General features: G+C 64.7%; 3 protein-coding genes. All 3 read left to right on the top strand.

Annotation, left to right across the window (positions count from 1 at the left end):
* Window positions 1-13,584, top strand: coding sequence for a non-ribosomal peptide synthetase (locus tag HU715_RS07100; protein WP_217884309.1), 13,584 nt, complete (start codon window positions 1-3; stop codon window positions 13,582-13,584).
* A gap of 719 nt (window positions 13,585-14,303) precedes the next feature.
* Window positions 14,304-15,569 (top strand): glycosyltransferase, encoded by a 1,266-nt coding sequence (locus HU715_RS07095; protein ID WP_186710310.1) that lies wholly within the window; start codon window positions 14,304-14,306, stop codon window positions 15,567-15,569.
* 282 nt (window positions 15,570-15,851) lie between these two features.
* A complete protein-coding gene (locus HU715_RS07090) occupies window positions 15,852-23,141 on the top strand; it encodes a non-ribosomal peptide synthetase (RefSeq protein WP_186710308.1) in 7,290 nt (2,429 codons plus the stop codon).
* Window positions 23,142-23,220: the final 79 nt, after the last annotated feature.

The following is a 23,220-nucleotide window of genomic DNA, read 5'->3' as shown; positions in this document are numbered from 1 at the left end:
TTGAACGAACATAACGATAGTCTCGACCAGTTGAAACGTGCCGCACTGCTGCGACTGCTCAAGCAACGCGGCGCGACGCGGGTCATCGAAACCGTTGCCGAGGACCTGCCCCGCGTCGACCGCGACGCTCCGCTGGCGCTGTCGTTCGCCCAGCAGCGACTGTGGTTTCTCGACCAACTGGACCCGACCGCCAGCGCCGCCTATCACATGCCCGCCTCGCTGTCGCTGCAGGGTGCCCTCGACCAAGACGCCCTCAAGGCTGCCCTCGATCGCCTGGTGGCGCGACACGAAAGCCTGCGCACCACCTTCCGCCGGGAGGGCGAGCAGCCGGTGCAAGTCATCGCCCCGGCCGATTGCGGCTTCAGCCTCGTGACCCATGACCTGCGCCACCTGTCCCGGGAGCAGGCCGACACCAAGGCCGCACACCTGAGCGAAAACGCCGCCACGGCGCCGTTCGATCTGCTGCGCGGGCCGCTGATCCGCGGCACCCTGCTGCGCCTGGCCGACGACGAGCACCGGCTGCTGATCACCCAGCACCACATCATCTCGGACGGCTGGTCCATCGGCATCCTGGTCAAGGAATTTGCGGCCTTGTATCAGGCGTTCAGCGCCGGGCAACCTGATCCGCTGCCGCCGCTGACCCGGCAATACGCCGACTATGCGGCCTGGCAACGCCAGCACCTGGACGGCGAACGCCTGGCCCAACAGGTGGAGTTCTGGCGAGCGCACCTGGCTGGCGCCCCGGCCCTGCTTTTGCTGCCGACCGACCGGGCCCGCCCGGCGGTGCAGAGCTATCGCGGCGAAACCCTGGGCTTCGACCTGCCGGCATCGCTGTCCGCCGCCATCGCCCAGTTCGCCCAGTCCCGCGCGGCGACCCCGTTCATGACCTTGATGGCCGCCTGGGCGGTCTTGCTGGCGCGCATCAGCGGCCAACAGGACCTGGTGATCGGCACCGTCGCCGCCAACCGCGACCGCCACGACGTACAGGCGCTGATCGGCTTCTTCGTCAACACCCTGGCCCTGCGCGTGCGCCTGGACGCCAACCCCACCCTTGACCAGGTATTGCAGCAGGTCAAGGAACTGATGCTGGACTCCTCGACCCGGCAGGACACCCCGTTCGAACTGGTGGTCGAGGCCCTCAAGCCGCCGCGCAGCGCCAGCTACAGCCCCGTGTTCCAGACCATGCTCTACACCAATGCCGGAGGCGCCGGCGGCCAGTTGCAATTGCCCGGGCTGAACCTGGCATTCCTGCCCTCGCGCAAGGACAACACCCAGCACGACCTGTCCTTGCACATCGACGAAGGCGGCGCGAACCTGTCCTGCAGCCTGTCGTATTCCACCGCGTTGTTCGACGCCGCCACCGTCGAACGCCTCGCCGCGCGCTTCGAGCGCCTGTTGCGCTGCTTCACCGAAGCCCCGGACACCCGGATCGGCGCCCTGGAACTGGACCCGACCCAGGCCTTGCCCGAAGTCAAGGCCCTTGTGCCTGTGCCGGAACGGCTGCCGCTGTCCTTTCACCAGGAGCGGATGTGGTTCGTCGACACCTTCGAAACCGGTTACCTGTACGACGCCAACCCGGTGTACCACAACATTGCGTTGCTGCTGGAGCTGACCGGCGAGCTCAATCAACCGGCCCTGCAAACCGCCCTCGACGGCTTGCTGGCCCGCCACGACATCCTGCGCTGCCGAGTGCTGAGCGACGGTAGCCATGCGTGGCAGCAATTCGACGGCCCGGCCAGCCTGGCGCTCGAACGGATCCAGGGTAACCCTGACGATCTGGCAGCCCAGGCCTTGGCCGAAACGCGCCGCCCATTGACCATGGACGGCGGCAGCCTGGTGCGCGCAACCCTGGTACGGGGGGACGAACACAACGCCATCCTGGCCATTGCCGCGCACCACTTGCTGGCCGACCGCAATTCCATGCAGTTGCTCAAGCGCGACCTGCTGGCCCTCTACGAAGCCGCCTGTGCCGACCGCAGCGCCGAGTTGCCAGCATTGCCATTGAGCTATGGCGACTTTGCCGCCTGGCAACGCAACCTGCCGGCCACCGTGCTGGAAAACCTGCGTGCCTACTGGGCCTATCAACTGCGCGGCAAGCTGCAAGCCCTGGAACTGCCACTGAATCGTCCCCGGGCGGCGGTGCATGTGTTTGCCGAAGCCACCCACGGCTTCACCCTCGAACCGGCACTGGCAAGGCGTCTCGACGCGCTGGCCCGAGAGGTCGGCGTCAGCAGCGACAGCCTGGCCCTGAGCGCATTCACCGCGCTGTTGCGCCGCTACGCCGGCCACGATGAACTGGTGATCGGCACCACGGCCGCCTGCCGTGAACCGGCCTTGCGGGATGTCGTCGGGCCGCTGGACAACCTGCTGGTCATGCGCGGCCGGTGCGACAGCAACACGACCTTGCAACAGCTCTGGGAACAGACCGCCAACAACCTGACCCAGGGCCAGCGGCACCGGCACATGCAGTTCGACCAACTGGTGCTGGCCCTCAACCCGGCCAAGGACATGAGCCGTACCGCGCTGTTCGACGTGCTCTTCAATTTCCAGCGCAGCGCCGACCGCAACACGCTGGTAGCGGGCCTGGCGGTCACGACCTTGGAAACCAACCTGGGTTACGGCAAGAACGACCTGCACCTGCTGATCACGGCCGATGAGTCGCAGTGGGCCGGGCACTTGGTGTACAACGCTGAGTTCTTCGACGCGGCGTTCATCCAGCAACTGATGCGCCATTACGTGCGCCTGCTGGAAGCCTTCGTCGAGGACTCGCAGCAGCGTGTCGATGACGTCCCGCTGCTGGACGCCGCCGAACGCCAACGGCAGATCCTCGATTTCAACGACAGCGAAGCGGCCTGGCCCGACACCCTGACCTTGCATCAGATTTTCGAGGAACAGGCGCGCCAATACCCGGACCGCATCGCCGTCAACCTGGGCGAGGAGCGGCTGAGCTATCGACAGCTCAACGAACAGGCCAACCGCCTCGCCCGTCGCCTGCGGGCGGCCGGCGTGCAGCCCCAGGAGCTGGTAGCCATCGCCCTGGAGCGCTCGGTGCAGATGATCGTCGCCACCCTGGCAGTGCTCAAGGCCGGCGCTGCCTACGTGCCCATCGATCCGAGTTCACCCCAGGAGCGCATTGCCTATGTGCTGCGCGACAGCGGCGCAGGCAAGGCCATCGCCCGCCAGGACATGGGCCTGGCGCTGCAGGAACTCGGCATTGAAGTCTTCGATGTCGCCACGCAGAGCACCGTCAGCGCCGCCAACCTGCCTAACCTCAGTGCGGCAAACCACCTCTGCTACGTGATCTACACCTCGGGTTCCACCGGAGAACCCAAGGGTGCCCTGCTCGAACACCGCAACGTCGTGCGCCTGCTGCACAACAATCGGCTGGACTTCCAGTTCAGCGCCGACGATGTCTGGTCGTTGTTTCACTCCAACGCCTTCGATTTCTCGGTATGGGAAATCTTCGGCGCCCTGCTCTACGGGGCGCGCCTGAGCCTGGTGCCCGAGGCCCTGCGCCGCGATCCGGTGGAACTGCTGGGTTTCCTTGAAAGCGAGCAGGTGACGGTGCTGAACCAGACGCCGTCGGCGTTCCTGCAACTCAGCGCCGCCGCCCTCTCGACGCCACAGGTGCGCCTGGAACGCTTGCGCTATGTGATCTTCGGTGGCGAGAGCCTGGAACCGGGCAAGCTCGACGCCTTCCACCGTGCCTTCGGGCATGTGGCACTGGTGAACATGTACGGCATCACCGAAACCTGTGTGCACGTGACCTACAAGGCCATTGGCGCGGCGGACATTGCCGTCGGCATCTCGAATGTCGGGCGGCCGATCCCCACCACCGTGGCCTACGTGCTCGATGCCCATCAACGGCTGCTGCCGGTGGGCGTGGCGGGTGAAATCTGTGTCGGCGGGCTGGGGGTGGGTCGTGGTTACCTGAACCGTCCGACCTTGAGCGCCGAACGTTTCATTGCCGACCCGTTCCGGCCCGGCGAACGCCTGTATCGCTCCGGGGACCTGGGCAAGCTGCTGGACAATGGTGACATCGTTCACCTGGGCCGAATCGACGCCCAGGTGAAGATTCGCGGTTTCCGCATCGAACTCGGGGAGATCGAAGCCAAGCTGCTGGCCTGTGAAGGGGTGCGGGAAGCGCGGGTATTGGCCCGCGAAGACGCGAGCCAGGACAAGCGCCTGATCGCCTACTTGATCCCTGAAACGGGTTCGGTGCTGCAAGTGGCGGCATTGCGCAAGCAGTTGGGCGCCACACTGCCCGACTACATGATCCCCAGTGCCTTTGTCAGCCTGCCGGCCTACCCGCTCACCGCCAACGGCAAGCTGGATCAGGACGCGCTGCCGGCACCAAGCCTGGACGCCATGTCCGAGCGCGGTTATGCCGCGCCGCAAGGGTCCACCGAAACCGCCCTGGCGCAGATCTTCCAAGAATTGCTGGGCCTCGAACGCGTTGGACGCAGCGACAGTTTCTTTGAGTTGGGCGGCCACTCGCTGCTGGCCGCGCAACTGGTTTCCCGGGTCCGCCAGCAGTTGGGCGGCGAACTGATGCTGCGCGAACTGTTCAGCCATCCCACCGTGGAGGAATTGGCAAGGGTCGTGGGCGGACTGCACAGCCCCGGCACCGAGACCATCGGCCAGGCAGACCGCAACGAGCCTCTGGTGCTGTCGTTTGCCCAGCAACGCTTGTGGTTCCTCGACCAGCTCGACGCTGGCGCGGGCAGCGCGTATCACATGCCCGCCGCCCTGCTGCTGCGCGGCGAACTCGATCAGCCCGCGCTCAAGGCGGCCCTGGATCGCCTGGTGGCACGTCACGAGAGCCTGCGCACCACCTTCGAACGCCGTGGCGAGCAACCGGTGCAAATCATCGCCGCGCCAGACTGCGGCTTTGCCCTCGGCGAACAGGACTTGCGCGCGCTGCCTTATGAGCAGGCCAGCCTCAGCGCGGCCCGTATCGGCAACAGCGAAGCCCTGGCGCCGTTCGACCTGGCCCGGGGCCCGCTGATTCGCGGCCGCCTGCTGCGCCTGGCCGACGATGAGCACATCCTGCTGATCACCCAACACCACATCATCTCCGACGGCTGGTCGGTCGGTGTCCTGGTCAAGGAGCTGGCCGCTCTCTACCAGGCCTTCAGCCAAGACCAGGCCGACCCGTTGCCCGCCCTGCCGATCCAATACGCCGACTACGCGGCCTGGCAACACCAGGCCCTGAACGGTGAACGCCTCAACCGCCAGGCGGATTTCTGGCGCGAGCACCTCGGCGGCGCCCCGGCCTTGCTGTCCTTGCCCACCGACCGCCCGCGTCCGGCGATGCAAAGTTATCGCGGCGGCGACGTCCCGGTGGTGATCGCCCCGGCCTTGCGCGAACGCCTGGAACGCTTCTGCCAACAGCACAACGTCACCTTGTTCATGGCGTTGCTCAGCGCCTGGTCGGTGCTCATGGCGCGCCTGGGTAACGAGCGCGACGTGGTCATCGGTGTGCCGACCGCCAACCGCGGGCGCACCGAAACCGAAAACCTCATCGGTTTCTTCGTCAACACCCTGGCCCTGCGGGTGAACCTGACGGAGAACCCGAGCGTGCTAGCGCTGCTCGAACAGATCAAACAAACGACGCTGGCGGCCTACGAAAACCAGGACATTCCCTTCGAACAAGTCATCGAAGCCGTGCAACCGCCGCGTTCGCTGAGCCACAACCCGCTGTGCCAGGTCGCCCTGTCACTGGACAACACCCCGGGCGGCGGTGAACTGAGCCTGCCCGGGCTGACCCTGATGCCTGTGGCCCAGGCCCATGAAACCGCGCAATTCGACTTGATGCTGACCCTGGGCAACGACGGCGGCACCCTGGCCGGGGTGATCGAATACGCCAGCGACCTGTTCGAGCGTTCCACCGTGGAGCGTTTTGCCCAGCATTTCCAAACGCTGCTGGAGGCGCTGGTCGAAGCGGACGAACAACCGGTGCTCAGCCTGCCGTTGCTCAGCCCGGCACAGCGCCAGGCCTCGCCGGCGACGCTGCCGCCCAAGGCAACATGCGCTCCCAGTTGGCTGATCCACCAGCGCTTCGAACAATTCGCCGCCGCTCACCCCCAGGCCATCGCCTTGGTGTTTGGCGAACAGCAACTGAGCTATCAAGACCTCAACCGCCGGGCCAACCGCATCGCCCAGGCGTTGCTCGCCCAGGGCGTACGCCCTGATGACCGAGTCGCGATCCTGGCCCGGCGCGGGGTGGAAATGGTCTGCGCGGTACTGGCCGTGCTCAAGGCCGGCGGTGCCTACGTGCCGCTGGACCCGGCCTACCCCAGCGAACGCCTCGGCTATCTGCTGGCGGACAGCGCGCCGGTGGCCTTGTTGGCGCAATCGGCCTGCCTCGACGCCTTGCCTGAACATCAAGTGCCGGTGGTGGACCTGGTCGATTACGTTGCCGCCGATGATCGAGCCGATGCATCCCTGGACCACAACCCCGATGCCGATACCCTGGGCCTGACGTCGCGGCACCTGGCCTACGTCATCTACACCTCGGGTTCCACCGGACTGCCCAAGGGCGTGCTGGTGGAACACGGCAATGTCGCGCGGCTGTTCGACACCACCGCCGGGCTGTTCGATTTCGGTCGCGACGATGTCTGGACCCTGTTCCATTCCTTTGCCTTCGATTTCTCGGTCTGGGAAATCTGGGGCGCGCTGAGCTACGGCGGCAAGCTGGTGATCGTGCCCAGCGAGGTGGCGCGTTCGCCCGATGATTTCTACGGGCTGGTCTGCCAGCAGCGGGTCACCGTCCTGAACCAGACGCCGAGCGCCTTCCGCCAGTTCATCGAAGCCCGCGAGCGCAGCGACCAGGAACATGCCCTGCGTGAAGTGATCTTCGGCGGCGAGGCCTTGGATTTTCGCAGCCTGCGGCCCTGGACCGCGCGCACCGCCCTGTCGCGCACCCGTCTGGTGAACATGTACGGGATCACCGAAATCACCGTGCACGCCACGTATTACCCAATCAGCCAAATGGAAATCGACAGCGGCGCGCCCAGCCTGATCGGCCCGCCCCTGCCCGACCTGTGCCTGCGCATCCTCGATGAGTACCAGCAACCGGTGCCAGTGGGCGTCAATGGCGAGATCTACATCGGCGGCGCGGGGGTGGCCCGGCATTACCTGAACCGTGACGCCCTCAATGCCGAGCGGTTCATCAACGATCCCTATGCCGCAACGCCCGGCGCACGCTTGTATCGCACCGGTGACATCGCCCGCTACCGCGCCGACGGCGGTGTCGTCTACGTGGGCCGCAACGATTCGCAAATCAAGATCCGTGGTTTCCGCATCGAGCTGGGGGAAATCGAAGCCCAACTGCTGGCCCTGCCACACGTGCGCGAAGCCCTGGTGATCGTGCGTGAGGACTCGCCTGGCGACAAACGCCTGGTGGCGTACCTGATCGCCCACGACGGCGGCGTCCTTGAGTCTTCGGCGCTGCGTAGCCAACTGGCCGACGTGCTGGCCGAACACATGCTGCCCAGCGCCTTCGTGACCCTGGACGCCTGGCCGTTGACCACCAATGGCAAGCTCGACCGCAATGCCTTGCCGGCGCCGGACTTGTCCGCCGCCGCGAGCCAGCACTACGAAGCGCCCCTGGGCGACATCGAACGCACCCTGGCCAACGCCTGGCAGGAACTGCTCGGGGTTGAACGGGTGGGTCGCCAGGATCACTTCTTCGAACTGGGGGGCCACTCGTTCCTGGTCATCAGCCTGATCGAGCGCCTGCGCCAGGCCGACCTGCAATTGGATGTTCGCACGGTGTTTGCCGCGCCGACCCTCAAGGCCATGGCCACGGTCCTGGCCGGTGGCAGCAACGCCCAACGGGTCGTCCCGGACAACCTGATCCCGGCCGACTGCACGGCCATCGAACCGCAGATGCTGCCGCTGGTGACCCTCACCCAGGGGGAAATCGAGCAGATCGTCGCCGACGTGCCGGGCGGGGCCGCCAACGTACAGGACATCTACCCGCTGTCGTCGCTGCAGGAAGGCATCCTGTTCCACCACTTGTTGCAGTCCGAAGGCGACGCCTACCTGATGCGCACCGTGGTGACGTTCAGCCGTCGCCAGGTGCTCGACGACTTCCTTGCCGCCGTGCAGGTGGTCATCGACCGTCATGACATCCTGCGCACTGCCTTGCGCTGGCACGGCTTGCCGCAGCCGGTGCAAGTGGTGCATCGCCAGGCGCAACTGCCGGTGGTGACTTTGGACTGTTTCCCCGGCGAAGACGCCCTGCGGATCCTGCGCGAACATACCGACACCCATCACTTGCGACTCGACTTGCAGCGAGCGCCGCTGATCGCGGCGTACATCATCTACGACGAGCCCCAGGCCCAATGGTTGCTGGCGTTGCTCGACCATCACCTGGTCAGCGATAACGTCACCTTGCGCCTGATCATGCTGGAAATTCAGGCGATCCTGGCCGGTCAGGCCGACAGCCTGCCGCCCTCCCAGCCTTATCGTAACTTCATCGCCCAGGCCGCCAGCGTGTCCCAGGCCGATCACGAAGCCTATTTCCGTCGCTTGCTGGCCGATGTCGACGCCACCACCGCGCCTTACGGCGTGCTGGATGTCCGAGGCAACGGCGCCGGGATCAAGCGCGCCGTGAAACACCTGGGCGACGCGCTCAGCGCCCAGGTGCATCGCATGGCACGCCAGCAAGGCGTGCCCACCTCCGTGCTGTTCCATGCGGCCTGGGGCCTGGTGGTGGCGGCAACCAGCGGACGCGACGACGGGATCTTCGGCACGGTGCTGTCGGGCCGCTCCCAAGGCACCGCCGGTGCCGACCACGCATTGGGAATGTTCATCAACACCCTGCCGATGCGCATTCGCCTGCAGCAAAACACCGTCGGCGACATTGTCCGCGACGCCTACCAGCAACTGAGTGAATTACTGACCCACGAACAGGCGTCCCTGGCCCTGGCCCAGCGTTGCAGTGCGGTGGATGCCTCGTTGCCTTTGTTCACGGTGATCCTCAACTGCCGCCATGGCGACCTGGTGAACGCGTCCGGGGAAAACGTCGAGGACATGGGCGACCACGAAGGCATGCATTTCATCGCCTCCGAAACCCGCACCAACTACCCCATCGAAATTGCCGTGGCGAATGTGGGCGACGGGTTCTCCCTGACCGCCCAATCCATCACCGGTATCGACCCGCAACGCATCGCCGATTATCTCGCCCACGCCGTGGGCGCATTGGTCGAAGCCCTGGAACAGGCCCCGGAACGCCTCGCCAGCCAATTGGACGTGCTGCCCGCCAGCGAGCGGCAATTGCTGCTGACGGACTTCAACCGCACCTCCAGCGATTTCGGCGCCGCGCAACCGATCCATCACCTGTTCGAAACCCAGGTCCAGGCCAACCCCGACGCCGTGGCCCTGGTCTGCGAAGAACAGCAACTGACCTACCGCCAGCTCAATCGCCGCGCCAACCACCTGGCCCGGCAGTTGCTCGCCCTCGGTGTCGAGCCCGATCAGCGTGTCGCCGTCTGTGCCGAGCGCAGCCTGGACATGATCGTTGGCCTGCTCGGCGTGCTCAAGGCTGGCGCCGCCTACGTGCCCATCGACCCGGCCCATCCCGCCGAGCGCATGGCCTTCATGCTCCAGGACAGCCAACCACGGGCGCTGTTGACCCAGTCAGCCCTGTCGTTGCCAGCGGGCGAGCTCCCGCTGCTGTTGCTTGATACCCGCGACTCGCTGCTGGCCGTCGATGATCCGGACTTCGATACCAACCCGCAGGTAGCGGGCCTCACCGCCGAACACCTGGCCTATGTGATCTACACCTCCGGTTCCACCGGCCAGTCCAAGGGCGTGATGGTCGAACACCGTTCGGTGTTCAACTTCTGGCAAGTGCTGACCCGCACCACCCACCAGTACTGTCCGAGCCCGGCCACCGTGGCGCTGAACGCCGGGTTCTTCTTCGACATGTCGATCAAGGGCATTTCCCAGCTGTTCTCCGGCCATCGACTGGTGATCATCCCGCAACTGATCCGCGCCAGCGGCCACGAGTTGCTGGACTTCCTCGAACAGCATCAGGTGCACGCCTTCGACTCCACGCCATCGCAGCTCGATACCCTGCTCGCCGCCGGCCTGCTGGAACGCAGCCGCTACCAACCGGTGAGCGTGCTGCTCGGCGGCGAGGCGATCAATGCCGCGACCTGGACGAAGTTGCGCGACTGCCCGAGCATCCGTTTCTACAACATGTACGGCCCGACCGAATGCACGGTGGACGCCACCATCGACTTGATCCGCGACCTCGGCGAACGCCCGAGCATTGGCCGGCCGATTGCCAACGTCCAAGTGCATGTGCTCGATGCCCGTGGGGAACCGACGCCGTTGGGCGTGGCTGGCGAGCTGCACATTGGCGGCGCCGGCGTGGCCCGGGGTTACCTGAACCGAGCGGAACTGAGCGCCGAGCGTTTTATTGCCGACCCGTTCAGCACCGCGCCGAACGCACGACTGTACAAGACCGGCGACCTCGGTCGCTGGTTGGCCGACGGCACGCTGGAGTACCTGGGGCGCAATGATTTCCAGGTGAAGATCCGTGGCTTCCGCATCGAGTTGGGGGAAATCGAGAACGCCCTGGTGGCCTATCCAGGTATCCGCGAGGCCGTCGTCATCGCCCGGGAGGACAGCCAAGGCGATGGGGACAGCAAGCGGCTGGTCGCCTATGTCTGCGGTGAACCGATCCCGGCCGAGCAACTGCGTAGCGCGTTGCTGAGCGGCCTGCCGGAGTACATGGTGCCCAGCGCCTTCGTCCACCTCGATGCCCTGCCCCTGACCGCCAACGGCAAGCTCGATCGCCGCGCCTTGCCGGCCCCCGGCCAGGACTCCCTGGCCAGTAAAACCTACGAGGCGCCCCAGGGCGACACCGAAATCGCCATTGCCGAGATCTGGAAAGGTTTGCTGCACCTGGACCAGGTCGGTCGTCACGACGGTTTCCTTGAACTCGGTGGCCATTCGCTGCTCGCCGTGCAACTGCTGTCGCGGCTGCGGCGCAAGCTGGGCGCACGGCTGACCCTGCGCGAACTGTTCGACGCGCCGACCGTGCGTGGCCTCGCCGCCCTGGTACACGCGGCCTCGCCCACCGAGGCCGTGTCGATTCCCTTGGCCAATCGCGCCGGGCGCCTGCCGTTGTCCTTCTCGCAACAGCGGTTGTGGTTCCTCGATCATTTGGATCACGCGGCGGGCGCGGCCTATCACCTGCCACTGGCCTTGAGCCTGAAGGGAACACTAGATAAACCGGCGTTGCAAGCGACCCTCGACCGCCTGGTAGCGCGTCACGAAACCTTGCGCACGCGGTTCGAGCTGGTGGACGACGAGCCCTTGCAAAAAATCGCGCCGGCCGACTATGGCTTCCGGTTGGAGCAGCAGGACCTGCGCACCATCGCCCCCGCTGAACGCCAGGCCACCCTTGAGCACCTCGGCCAGGTCAACGCCACGCAACTGTTCGACTTGCACAGCGGACCACTGCTGCGCGGCCACCTGGTGCAATTGGCCGATGACGAACATGTGCTGTTCATCACCTTGCACCACATCGTTTCCGACGGTTGGTCCAACAGCGTGCTGGCCCGTGAGGTCAGCGTGCTCTACAACGCCTTCACCCAAGGCCAGAAAGACCCGTTGCCGCCCCTGGCGTTGCAGTACGTGGACTATGCCGCCTGGCAACGACAATCCCTTGAAGGCCCGGCGCTGCAAGCGCAGATCGACTTCTGGCGGCAACACCTGAAAGGCGCACCCGTGCTGCTGAACCTGCCGCTGGACCGTCCGCGCCCGGCGATCCAGCGCTATACCGGCGGCATCATCGAGTGCGGCTTTTCACCCGCCCTCAGCGCCGACCTGCGTACGTTCAGCCAGGCCCGGGGCACCACGTTGTTCATGGTCTTGCTAGCGGGCTGGTCGGTGCTGATGAGTCATCTGAGCGGCCAACACGATGTGGTGGTCGGCACACCGGTGGCCAACCGTCAGCGTCCGGAGCTGGAGGCATTGATCGGTTTCTTCGCCAACACCCTGGCGTTGCGAGTCACCACCGAGCGCGACACCCGCGTCGACGAACTGCTGGGGCGAATCAAGGACCTGACCCTGGCTGCGTACAATCACCAGGACCTGCCTTTCGAGCAGGTGGTGAGCGCCCTGCAACCGACGCGCAGCATGAGCCACAGCCCGTTGTTCCAGGTGATGTTGAGCCTGGACAACACGCCACCGGCGCCGCTGCAACTGCCAGGGCTTGAAGTGCAAACCCTGGCCAGCCCGCACAACACCACGCAGTTCGACCTGTCACTGTCGCTGATCGACAATGGCGAGCGCATCGGTGGCAGCCTGCAATACGCCAACGATCTGTTCGACATCGCCACCGTGCAGAACATCGCCGGACTCTTTGCCAGCGTCTTGGAAAACCTGGTGAGCGATCCACAGCAATCCATCGGCCAGTTGTTGCAAAACACGCCGCCGCTGGTGCGCTCGGCCAATGCCATCGTCCAACCCGCCACTGTCGAAGACGGCCCTGCGCCGTTGCCTTATGAAGCGCCTCAAGGCGACACCGAGATCGCCATTGCGGCCCTCTGGCAGGACCTGTTCAAACAGGAGCGAATCAGTCGCCACGACGACTTCTTCAGCCTCGGCGGCATTTCGCTGATGGCGGTGCAAATGGCCTCTCGCCTGCGCAAAGTCCTCGGTAAACCGATCGGCGTGCGCGACCTGTTCGTCGAGCCGACCATCGCCGGTTTCGCCAGGACCCTCGACGGCCAATCCCGGCCGGGTGCCCAGCGCAATCTGGTGCCGATCCGCCGTACGGGTTCCCAGCGCCCCTTGTATCTGGTCCATCCCTTGGGCGGCGAAGTGCAGTATGCGCGGGACCTGGCGCCAGCGCTCGATCCCCAGGTACCGGTCTATGGCTTGGCAGCCAGTGGCTTGGTGGCCGGCGAGGCACCGCTGTCCGATGTGCCGGCCATGGCAAGGCGTTACCTGACGGCCATCCGTCAGCTCCAGCCACAAGGTCCGTACCGGATCGCCGGCTGGTCGGCCGGTGGCCTGATCGCCTATGAAATGGCCCGTCAACTGCAAGCCGGTGGTGAGGCCGTGGAGTTCCTCGGCATCATCGATGCGTCGGCGCGCCCGGATCCGGTGCCCGAACAATCGATCAGTGAAGCGCAGTTCCTGATGGCCTGGTTGCCCGAGCAGGTCGATCCAGGATTGTTGCAGCAACTGACCGCGCTGGCGGAACACTCGGACATCGACGCCATGCTGACGCTGTGCACCAGCCACCGCCTGCTACCGGAGGAGTTGCCACACGACATCGACGCCGTCCTGCTGCGCACGCATCTGCAAGTGGCTTATCGGATGCGACTCGCCATCGGCGCCTACGTCAGCCCACCCACCCCGCTCAAGGTGTCGCTGTTCACCGCGAGCGAACAGCAACGCAGCGACCCGACCCTGGGCTGGCGTGCGTTGCTGGCCGACCAGGTGAGCGTGACGCCACTGCCCGGCACCCACAACACACTGGTCAAGGCGCCCCATGTGGCCAAGCTGGGCGAGGCGATGTCCCTGGCCTTGAAAGCAGTCGCCACGTCATAACCGGTTTGGGCTGTCCTGCGAGCGATTCGCTGGGCAGCCCAGGATGTGGAAGCCAACCCACCGCTTTCGCGAGCAAGCCCGCTCCCACAGGGATTCTGGGTGTTGATGGAATTTGGTAATTCACCACAAGCCCCTTGTGGGAGCGGGCTTGCTCGCGAAGGCGGCGGCACATTCAGCATCGTTGCAAGCTGACCCACCGCTTTCGCGAGCAGGCTCGCTCCCACAGGGAATCTGGGTGTTGATGGAATTTGGTAATTCACCACAAGCCCCTTGTGGGAGCGGGCTTGCTCGCGATGGCGGCGGCACATTCGGCATCGTTGCAAGCTGACCCACCGCTATCGCGAGCAGGCTCGCTCCCACAGGGATTCTGGGTGTTGATGGAATTTGGTAATTCACCACAAGCCCCTTGTGGGAGCGAGCCTGCTCGCGAAGGCGGCGGCACAGTCAATGCTGATGCAAGCTGACCCACCGCTATCGCGAGCAGGCTCGCTCCCACAGGGAATCTGGGGTGTGATGAGTTTTGCATTCACCACAAGGTTTCACCCCCTGATCTGCGGGCTGGAATGTCCCCGTTTTCCGCTACAGACGCTTCCTACCTGCAACCGCTTAAATAACCCCTCAAGCTGAATCGTTTCTGTGGACGGAATCCACAGGCGATGTCCGATCGCCCGCCGGTCAGGACTGTCACCCATCGCACGATCACTCTAAAAGGGAGCCTTATGCATGTGATCATTACGGCCATCGGCTCAGCCGGTGACGTTCACCCATTTATCGGGATCGGCCGTACCCTCGCCGCGCGCGGGCATCGGATAACCTTTTGCGCCAGCGCGGTGTTCGCGCCGGTGATCGAGCGCTGCGGCTTCAAGTTCCTGCCCCTGGGCACCCGCGAGGAATATCGAGCCGTCATGGCTGACCCGGCGCTGTGGCATCCGCGCACGTCACTGCCCACCCTATGGAAAACCGTCGGCGGCACGTTGCGCGAACAGTATCGGCTACTGGAACAGGCATGCGACGACGACACCGTCATGCTGGGTTCGTTGTGGGCGTTTTCCGCCCGCCTGCTTCAGGAACGGCACGGCATCCCACTGGTCACAGGCCAGGTCACACCGTTCGCCATCTGGTCGCCCCTTGCGCGCCCCGTCCATCCACCGGGAACGAACCTGCCAACCTTCGTACCGTATCCCTTGAGGCGCCTGCTACTGGGGGTCATCGAACATGCCTTCCTCGATCGGCTCATGAAGCCTGAGCTCAACAGCTTCCGCCGCGAATTGGGCTTACCCCCGGTCAAGCGCATCATCAGTCGGTGGATTTCCTCGCCTGACCGGGTGTTGGGATTGTTTGCGGACTGGTTCGCCCCGATCCAACAAGACTGGCCTGCCCAGACGGTACTGACCGGGTTCCCGTTATTCGATGAGTCCGGCTTCGAGGCGCCAGACGCCGAACTGGACGACTTTTTGAGCGTGGCCCCGCCGGTGGTGTTTACCCCGGGTTCGACGACGGTCAATGCCGCACAGTATTTCGCCGCTGCGGCCCAAGCGCTGAAGTCGATCGACCGCCGCGGCGTGTTCCTGACCAGCCAGGCGGTAGACCCCTCGTTGTCCAGCGACGGCAGGATCCTGGTCAGGCCTTATGTCCCCATGAGCCGCATCCTGCCCCACACAGCGGCCCTGGTGCATCACGGCGGCGTCGGGACCACGGCCTTGGCAATCGCCGCCGGGGTGCCACAGATCGTCACGCCATTTGCCCATGACCATTTCGACAATGCAGCGCGAATGCAGCGCCTGGGGTGCGGCTTGCAAGTCTTCGCACCGGCCTGCGCCGAGTCATTGGCGACGGCCCTGGACACGGTGCTCAACAGTCATGAGGTACGCGCCAGTTGCGACCGCTACAGCCAACTGATGCCTCCTGGCGACAGCGCCCGCGAAGCGGCAGCGCTGCAAGTGGAGGCCGTCGCCCGCAGAGCCGCCACGTATCGCGTCGCGTAATCACGAGTCGATGAGTGGAGGCCGTCGACAGACCTGTGGCGAGGGAGCTTTTGTGGCGAGGGAGCTTGCTCCCGCTGGGCTGCGCAGCAGCCCCAAGGAAGCTGCCCACAATCAACCTGAAACACCGCGATGGCCGTTTTGAGGGCTGCTGCGCAGCCCAGCGGGAGCAAGCTCCCTCGCCACAGGACTAGCACTTTTCTCGAGTGAACAGCATCACGGCCTGACGGCATCTTTTTTTTCATTCGTTTCATCGGGCCACCGGATCGGCCCACGGAGAGCACCATGCCCCAGACCCTGCCCGCGTCGAACGCAGAGCGCGTACTGTATCCCCTCACCACTCCGCAACTGGACATCTGGCTGGACCAGGTGCTACACGCCGATAGCCCGCTGTACAACATCGGCGGTTATGCCCGTATCAATGGGAAGGTCGATGCCGCACTGTTGCAGACGGCCTTCAACCAGGTCGTCAACGGCCACGATGCCCTGCGGATCCAACTCGTGCCTGGCTCGGCCGAGCACCCTCTGCCGCGCCAACGCTTCCTTGGGCCGGTAGACGTCCCGCTGGGGCTGCACGACGTGTCGGGCCATGCCAACCCGGAGGCCAGCGCATTGGCCTTGCTGCAGGCCAAGCTGCAGACCCCGTTTTCCTTTGACGATGGGCTGCTGGTGCGCGCGGACCTGGTCAAGGTCCGTGAAGGCCTCCACTACTGCTTCGTCAATTGCCACCACTTGATCATCGATGGCTGGTCCTTCGCCATGATTGGCCGAACACTCAGCCAGGCCTATACCGCCCTGCACGACCAGGCGCAAAACACGACGACGGCACCGACCTATCAAGCCTATGTCGAGCAGCAAGTCGCCAGCAAAGACTCGGTTTCGTTCCAGCGCCAGCGCCAATACTGGCTGGAGAAATACCGCACGTTGCCCGACCCCCTGCTCGCGCCCCGTCAGCCGGGTCAGTTCGGCCAGCGCCTGGCGCCCAGCCAGAACCATGCCTGGCGCTTGCCGCGGGCGCTTTATAACCGCCTCGGCGAAAACGCCAAGGCCACGGGCCAGGCGACGGTCTTCCACGTCATGCTGGGGGTGTTGTACAGCTACTTTGCGCGCACCGAGCAACGGGATGAAATCGTCATCGGCCTGCCCATCCTCAACCGCGCCAATGCCGCCCACAAGGCCACGATGGGCTTGTTCGTCGGCATGAGCCCGGTCCGCCTGAGCCTGGGCACCGACCTGAGTTTCAGCGACCTGGTCGGCAAGATTGCCCTGACGCTCAAGCAGGATTATCGCTACCAGCGCTTTCCGCTGAGCGAGCTCAACCGCGAACTCGGCTTGCAGAACCAGGGCAGGCGCCAGTTGTTCGACGTGGTGGTGTCGTACGAACAGGACCAGGACACCTGGTACGGGCCCGCGCCGGCACAACCGGTCAAGCTCAGCAATGGCTACGAACAGATCCCGCTGGCGATGCACGTGCGCGAGTCCGCGCCGGAAGACGATGTGTGGATGCACTTCATCTACAACGAGGCGTATTTCGACGCGCCGCAGATCGAAGCCCTGCAACACCGCTTCATGAACATCCTGGAAGGCGTGGCCGCTGATTTCGACGTGTCGGTCATGGCCCTCGACCCGCTGCCGCCCGCCGAGCGACAACTGCTCAAGGAATGGAATCGCACCGGCATCGACTACCCCAAGGATGTGCTGCTCCATCAATTGATCGAAGCCCAGGTCGCCGCTCGCCCCGACGCGATCGCGGTGCGCTTCGCGGACCAGGCGCTGACCTATGACGCGTTGAATCGCCAGGCCAACCGCCTGGCCCATGCCCTGCTGGAAACCGGTGTTGGCCGCGACGATCGCGTGGCCATCTGCATGGAGCGCAGCCTGGAGATGGTGGTCGGCCTGTTGGGCATTCTCAAGGCGGGTGCCGCCTACGTGCCGCTGGACCCAGGTTATCCTGCCGACCGCTTGAGCCATATGCTCAGCGACAGCGCGCCCTGTGCGCTGATCACCAGCCAAGGCTTATTGGCCAGCCTGCCCGCCGTGACGGTGCCGGTGTTGTGCCTGGATGCCGAGCCTGAAGCACTGTCCCGACAACCGACGCACAACCCCGACGCCGCCGCGCTCGGGCTGACGCCTCGGCACCTGGCCTATGTCATCTACACCTCCGGCTCCACCGGTTTGCCCAAGGGCGTGATGAACCAGCATGACGGGGTGGTCAATCGCTTGCTCTGGGCCCGCGATGCCTATGGCGTCGATGAACACAGCCGGATCCTGCAAAAGACCCCGTTCAGTTTCGATGTGTCGGTCTGGGAGTTTTTCCTGCCATTGCTCAGCGGTGCGCAACTGATCGTCGCCGCCCCCGACGGGCACAAGGACCCGCGCTACTTGATGGACATCATGGCGAGCGCCGGCATCACGCTGCTGCATTTTGTCCCATCGATGTTGCAGGTTTTTCTCGATCAGGTGGAGCCCCGGCGCCTATCCGCGCTCCAGAAAGTCCTGTGCAGCGGCGAGGCCTTGCCCCATGCCTTGCAGAAGCGCTTTTTCGAATATTTGCCGAGGGTGCAGTTGCACAATCTCTATGGCCCCACCGAAGCGGCCATCGACGTGACCGCATGGCATTGCCGGCACGATGCGCACGACGGCATCGTACCGATCGGCCGCCCCATCGCGAATATCCAGATGCATGTCCTTGATGGGAACCTGCAACAGCTGCCGCCGGGGGTGGCCGGCGAGTTGCACATCGGTGGCATCGGCGTCGCCCGGGGCTACCTGAACCGTCCCGAACTGACGGCCGAACGGTTCATCCACGACCCCTTCCGCAGCGAGTCCCAGGCCCGGCTGTACAAGACCGGTGACCTCGGGCGTTGGTTGCCCGATGGCAGCCTCGAATACTTGGGACGCAACGATTTCCAGGTGAAAATTCGCGGCCTGCGCATCGAACTGGGCGAGATCGAAGCCCACCTGCTTGCGTGCGAAGGGGTCAAGGATGTGGTCGTGATCGCCCGCCAGGAGACCGGTGATGCGTACCTCAACGCCTATTGGGTGAGCGAGCCTGGATGCTCGCCATCCCCGCAAGCGCTGCAGGAAACCTTGCGCCAACGGGTCCCCGACTACATGGTGCCCAGGCATCTGATGGCGCTCGAGCAGTTCCCGCTGAGTGTCAACGGCAAGCTGGACCGCAAGGCCCTCCCCGAGCCTTCCGCCACCCAGGGCTGCGATACGACAGCGCCACGCACCGCCTTGGAGCAACTGCTCGCCGAGCTATGGCGGGACAACCTCAAGCGCTCGACGCTGGGCATCCATGACAACTACTTCATGCTCGGTGGCGACTCCCTGAAAGTCATTCACTTGCAAATCAACGCCCGTGAACGAGGCATTGCGTTGACCCTGGCGCAGGTTTACCAGTCCCCGACCATCGCCCAGTTGGCCGAGGTCCTGCAGGCTGGGCAAACATCAGCCAGCGGGCTCGAACCCTTGACCCACGTGAAGCCTTTCGCCCAGGTCCCGGCAGCGATCCGCCTGGCCAGTGAAGGCGTGTTCGATGACGTGTTTGCCGCTTCGCAGTTGCAAGTCGGGATGATTTATCACTCGATGATGCACCCGGACTCGGCGATCTATCACGACATCTTCCGCTACCGCTTGCGCCTGCCTTGGGATGCGCCGGCCTGGGAACGGGCCTGCGCCGCCTTGATCCGCCGTCATCCGGCCTTGCGCATGTCGTTCGATATCGGTCACGCCGAGGTGCCCATGGCCCGGGTGCACGCGACGGTCGAGCCTCCCGTGCAGGTCATCGACGTACGCCCGCTGAGTCCCGATGCCCGGGCCCAGGCCATTACCGCCTACGTGGAGGAACGCAAGCGCTGCCGCGAAGACTGGCATCGGGCACCGCTGTATCAATTCTGTGTGTTCGTCGCGCGGGACGAGATCGATCTGGTCTTCAGCTTCCACCATGCGATTCTCGACGGTTGGAGCGTCGCCACCTTGATGCGCGACCTGATCACGCTCTACACCGCGGTGCCTGGCGCCGACGCACTGCCTGCCCTGACCACCACGCCGGCAGACTTCGTGGTCCTGGAGCAAGAGGCCACGGCAACGCAGACCCACCGCCGGTTCTGGCGCGAATACTTGCATGAGGCCCCCGCCGCCGCCATGACCAGCTGGATTCATGCCGTGGCGCCAGACTCGACGCCGCACCGCTCGGCCTACCGTGAGTTGCCCGCCGCGGACCTGGCCCGCCTCGAGGCGTTCTGCCAGGCCCACGACCTGCCCTTGCGCGCGGTCCTGCTGACGGCCCACGGTTTCGCCCAGGCGATCATGTCCAATCAAAAGGAAGTGCTGTGTGGCGTGATCAGCCATGGCCGGCCGGAATTCGAAGATGCCGCCTCGGTCCTGGGCCTGTTCCTCAATACCCTGCCGGTACGTTTCAGCAGCCAGGGCCCGAGCTGGCTGGCGTTGATCCGGGCAACGATTGCCCAGGAACGCCAGGTATTCCCCCACCGGCGCTACCCGTTCGCGTTGATCCATCGCGAGACCGACGTCGCCTTGAACGTGGTGTTCAACTACGTCGACTTCTATGTGCTCAAGGACCTGCTGGCCCAAGGCGAAGAGATCCTCACCGATTGGGAAACGACGGAAGCGAGCAACTACGACCTGCTGACCACCCTGGGTCGCCATCCGGCCAACGGTTCGCTGATGTTGAAGATGGACTACCGCACCGCCCGTGTCGCCACGAGCCAGGTCGAAGCCTATGCCGATTACCTGCTGCGCACGCTGGAACTGATGATCGCCATCCCTGAGGCCAAACCAACCATTGCAGCCTGGCTGCCGCCCATCGAACGGACCACGCCCAGGGCCACGACGGCCTTGCCCCACGACAACCTGTCGAGCCTCTTGCTGGACAGTTTCGCCCGGCATGGCGAGCAGACTGCCGTGAGCCTTGGCCAGGCCCGCCTGTCCTATCGTCAATTGCAGGACGCTTGCGCCCAACTGGCGGGCTGGCTGCACCGGCACGGTATCGGCCAGGGTGATCGGGTCGCGATCATGATGCCGCGCTCGCCCGACCTGATCGTCGCCTTGCTCGGTGTCGTGCAGGCCGGCGCCGCGTACGTGCCGATCGACCTGAGCTATCCGGACGAACGCATCCAGCTGATTCTCGAAGACTCGCAACCGCGACTGGTGCTGTTCGCCGATGCCTCCGCGAGCCTGGCGATGTCCCTGGCAGGCCAGGCCGATACGCGCCATTGGGACAGCGTGGTCGCCGGCTTCGACGACAACCTGGCCGGCAGTCATCAACGGGTGGCCGCCATTGCCGCAGGCGTCATGGCTGAAGACAACGCCTACGTGCTCTATACCTCGGGCTCGACCGGCCGCCCGAAAGGCGTGGCCATGCCGCACCGGGCCTTGACCAACATGATTCTCTGGCAAAACCGCCAGCAGCCACGGGATGTCGATACGCTGAAGACGCTGCAGTACGCGCCCATTTCGTTCGACGTTTCGTTCCAGGAAATTTTCTCGACCCTGTCCAGCGGGCATGAGCTGGTGATGATTGACGAAGGGCTGCGCTATGACTTCATCCGCTTGCTGAGGTTTATTGACGCGCAACAGGTCAATCGCCTGTTCCTGCCGTACGTCGCCTTCCAGGGCCTGGCCGAGATCGCCCTGCAGCTCGGTATCCACCCGGCATCGCTACGCCAGATCAATGTGGCTGGCGAGCAGCTGAAAATCACCGGCGAAATCCGTGACCTGATCGATCGCCTCGGCGACTGCCATGTCGAGAACCACTATGGCCCGACCGAGGCCCACGTGGTCACGCGCTTGCGACTTGAAGGCGCGGCCGCGACCTGGCCGAGCATGCCGCCGATCGGCACGCCCATCGACGGCGTGCGCATGCATGTCCTCGACGGGGCCGGCAACCCCTGCCCGGTCGGCGTGGTGGGCGATCTGTTCATCGAAGGGGCCAGCCTTGCCAATGGCTACTGGAATCGCCCCGACCTGACCGACGAACGCTTTATCTATCGCCAGCTCGAAGGCCAGACCCGACGCTTGTATGAAACCGGCGACATCGGTTTCTACCTGCCCGACGGTGATCTGGTGTACCAGGGCCGCAGCGACGCCCAGGTCAAGATTCGAGGCTACCGCGTCGAGCTCGGCGAGATCGAAGTGGCCATGCTCGGCTCGGCACGGTTCAGGGCCGACATCGAGCAGGTGGCGGTCATCGACAAGCTGGCAACCGATGGCAGCCGTTACCTGGTGGGGTTCGTCCAGGCCCTGCCGGGCTGCGAGCCGGACCTGGATCAGCTCAAGGCAGAAATGCGCCTGGCACTGCCCGACTACATGGTGCCGAACACACTGGTCAAGATCACGAAGCTGCCCCTCGGGCCCACGGGCAAGATCGACCGGCAGCGTTTGCAGAAGATCGACGTCCAGACCACCTTGCAGCGTCCGTTCATCGGCCCGCGCAATGCCATGGAGGATTTGCTGCAAGCCTACTGGCAGGAAACGTTGGACCTGGACAGCATCAGCATCCACGACAACTTCTTCGAGCTGGGCGGCAATTCGCTCAAGGCGGTACAACTGGTGGCCATGCTCGCCAGGCATCAAGGCCTCGAGCCTTCGCTGTCCGACTTCATCCAGGCGCCGACCATCGCCGAATTCGCCCAGGTGTTGCAACAGACCGCAACCGGACATCCTGGCGCCGGCGCGCTGGTGGACTTCAAGAATGCCACCCGCCGTCCGACGTTGTTCCTCGTCCACCCCATCGGCGGACATGTGCTGTGCTATGCCGCACTGGCGCGGGTGCTCAAGGACCAGGTCCACCTGTATGCCCTGCAAGCGCCGGGTACCTGGGATGCCCGTGACCCCTTGCAATCGGTGCAGGCCCAGGCGGTGTACTACGCGGACGCCATCGAGCAGGTCGCGCCGCAAGGCCCCCTGAACATTGGCGGCTGGTCCTATGGCGGCGTCGTGGCGTATGAACTGGCGAGCGAGTTGCAGCGACGCGGACGGCGCCTGCATAACGTGTTCTTGCTGGACACCATCGTGCGCGTCAGTCAGGGCGAGGTGCAGATAGAACGCAGCGAGTTCATGAACTGGTTCATGTGGGAACTGCTCAGCGGCGACGGCCAGAAGGAATACGCCTACCACGCGCTGGACTTCGCCGCCCTGGACGACCCTCAGGCCTTCACGGCGATCCGGCAGCACGGCATCGACCAGGGTATTTTCGACACGAGCATCACCCTGGCGACGCTCGATCAACTGTTCCGCGTGTTCCATGCCAACTGGCAAGGGCTGCTGGACTATCGCTTCCCGCCACTGGATTTGCCTATCACCCTGTTCGCGGCGGATGTCGAACTGCCCGATGTGCTGCAAGCCCCCCACGAATTGGTGGGCACAGCCTTCCGCGACCCGTACCGCGGCTGGCGTTCGATTGCGCCGCACGTGCAGCGAGTCGCCGTCGAGGGCGACCATCTGACCATGATGCGCGAGCCGCACATCTTGCGAGTGGGTCAATGCATCCAGTCGCGGATGGACCTGGCCCGGGCCAGGAACGCCGAATCCATGGGCGCATTGGCTTGACCATGACCGACGATCACGGGGCCGGATTGACGGCCCCGCATGACTCCATCGCCCGGTCGTCCCGGGCTCGATACAGGTG

Origin of the sequence: Pseudomonas zanjanensis (genome assembly GCF_014268745.2) — a bacterium.
GTDB lineage: Bacteria > Pseudomonadota > Gammaproteobacteria > Pseudomonadales > Pseudomonadaceae > Aquipseudomonas > Aquipseudomonas zanjanensis.
This window is presented reverse-complemented; position numbering and strand designations above follow the sequence as displayed.

Coding starts and splice junctions, on each gene's coding strand:
- HU715_RS07095 (WP_186710310.1), top strand. CDS start 14,304: ATGCATGTGATCATTACGGCCATCGGCTCAGCCGGTGACGTTCACCCA.
- HU715_RS07090 (WP_186710308.1), top strand. CDS start 15,852: ATGCCCCAGACCCTGCCCGCGTCGAACGCAGAGCGCGTACTGTATCCC.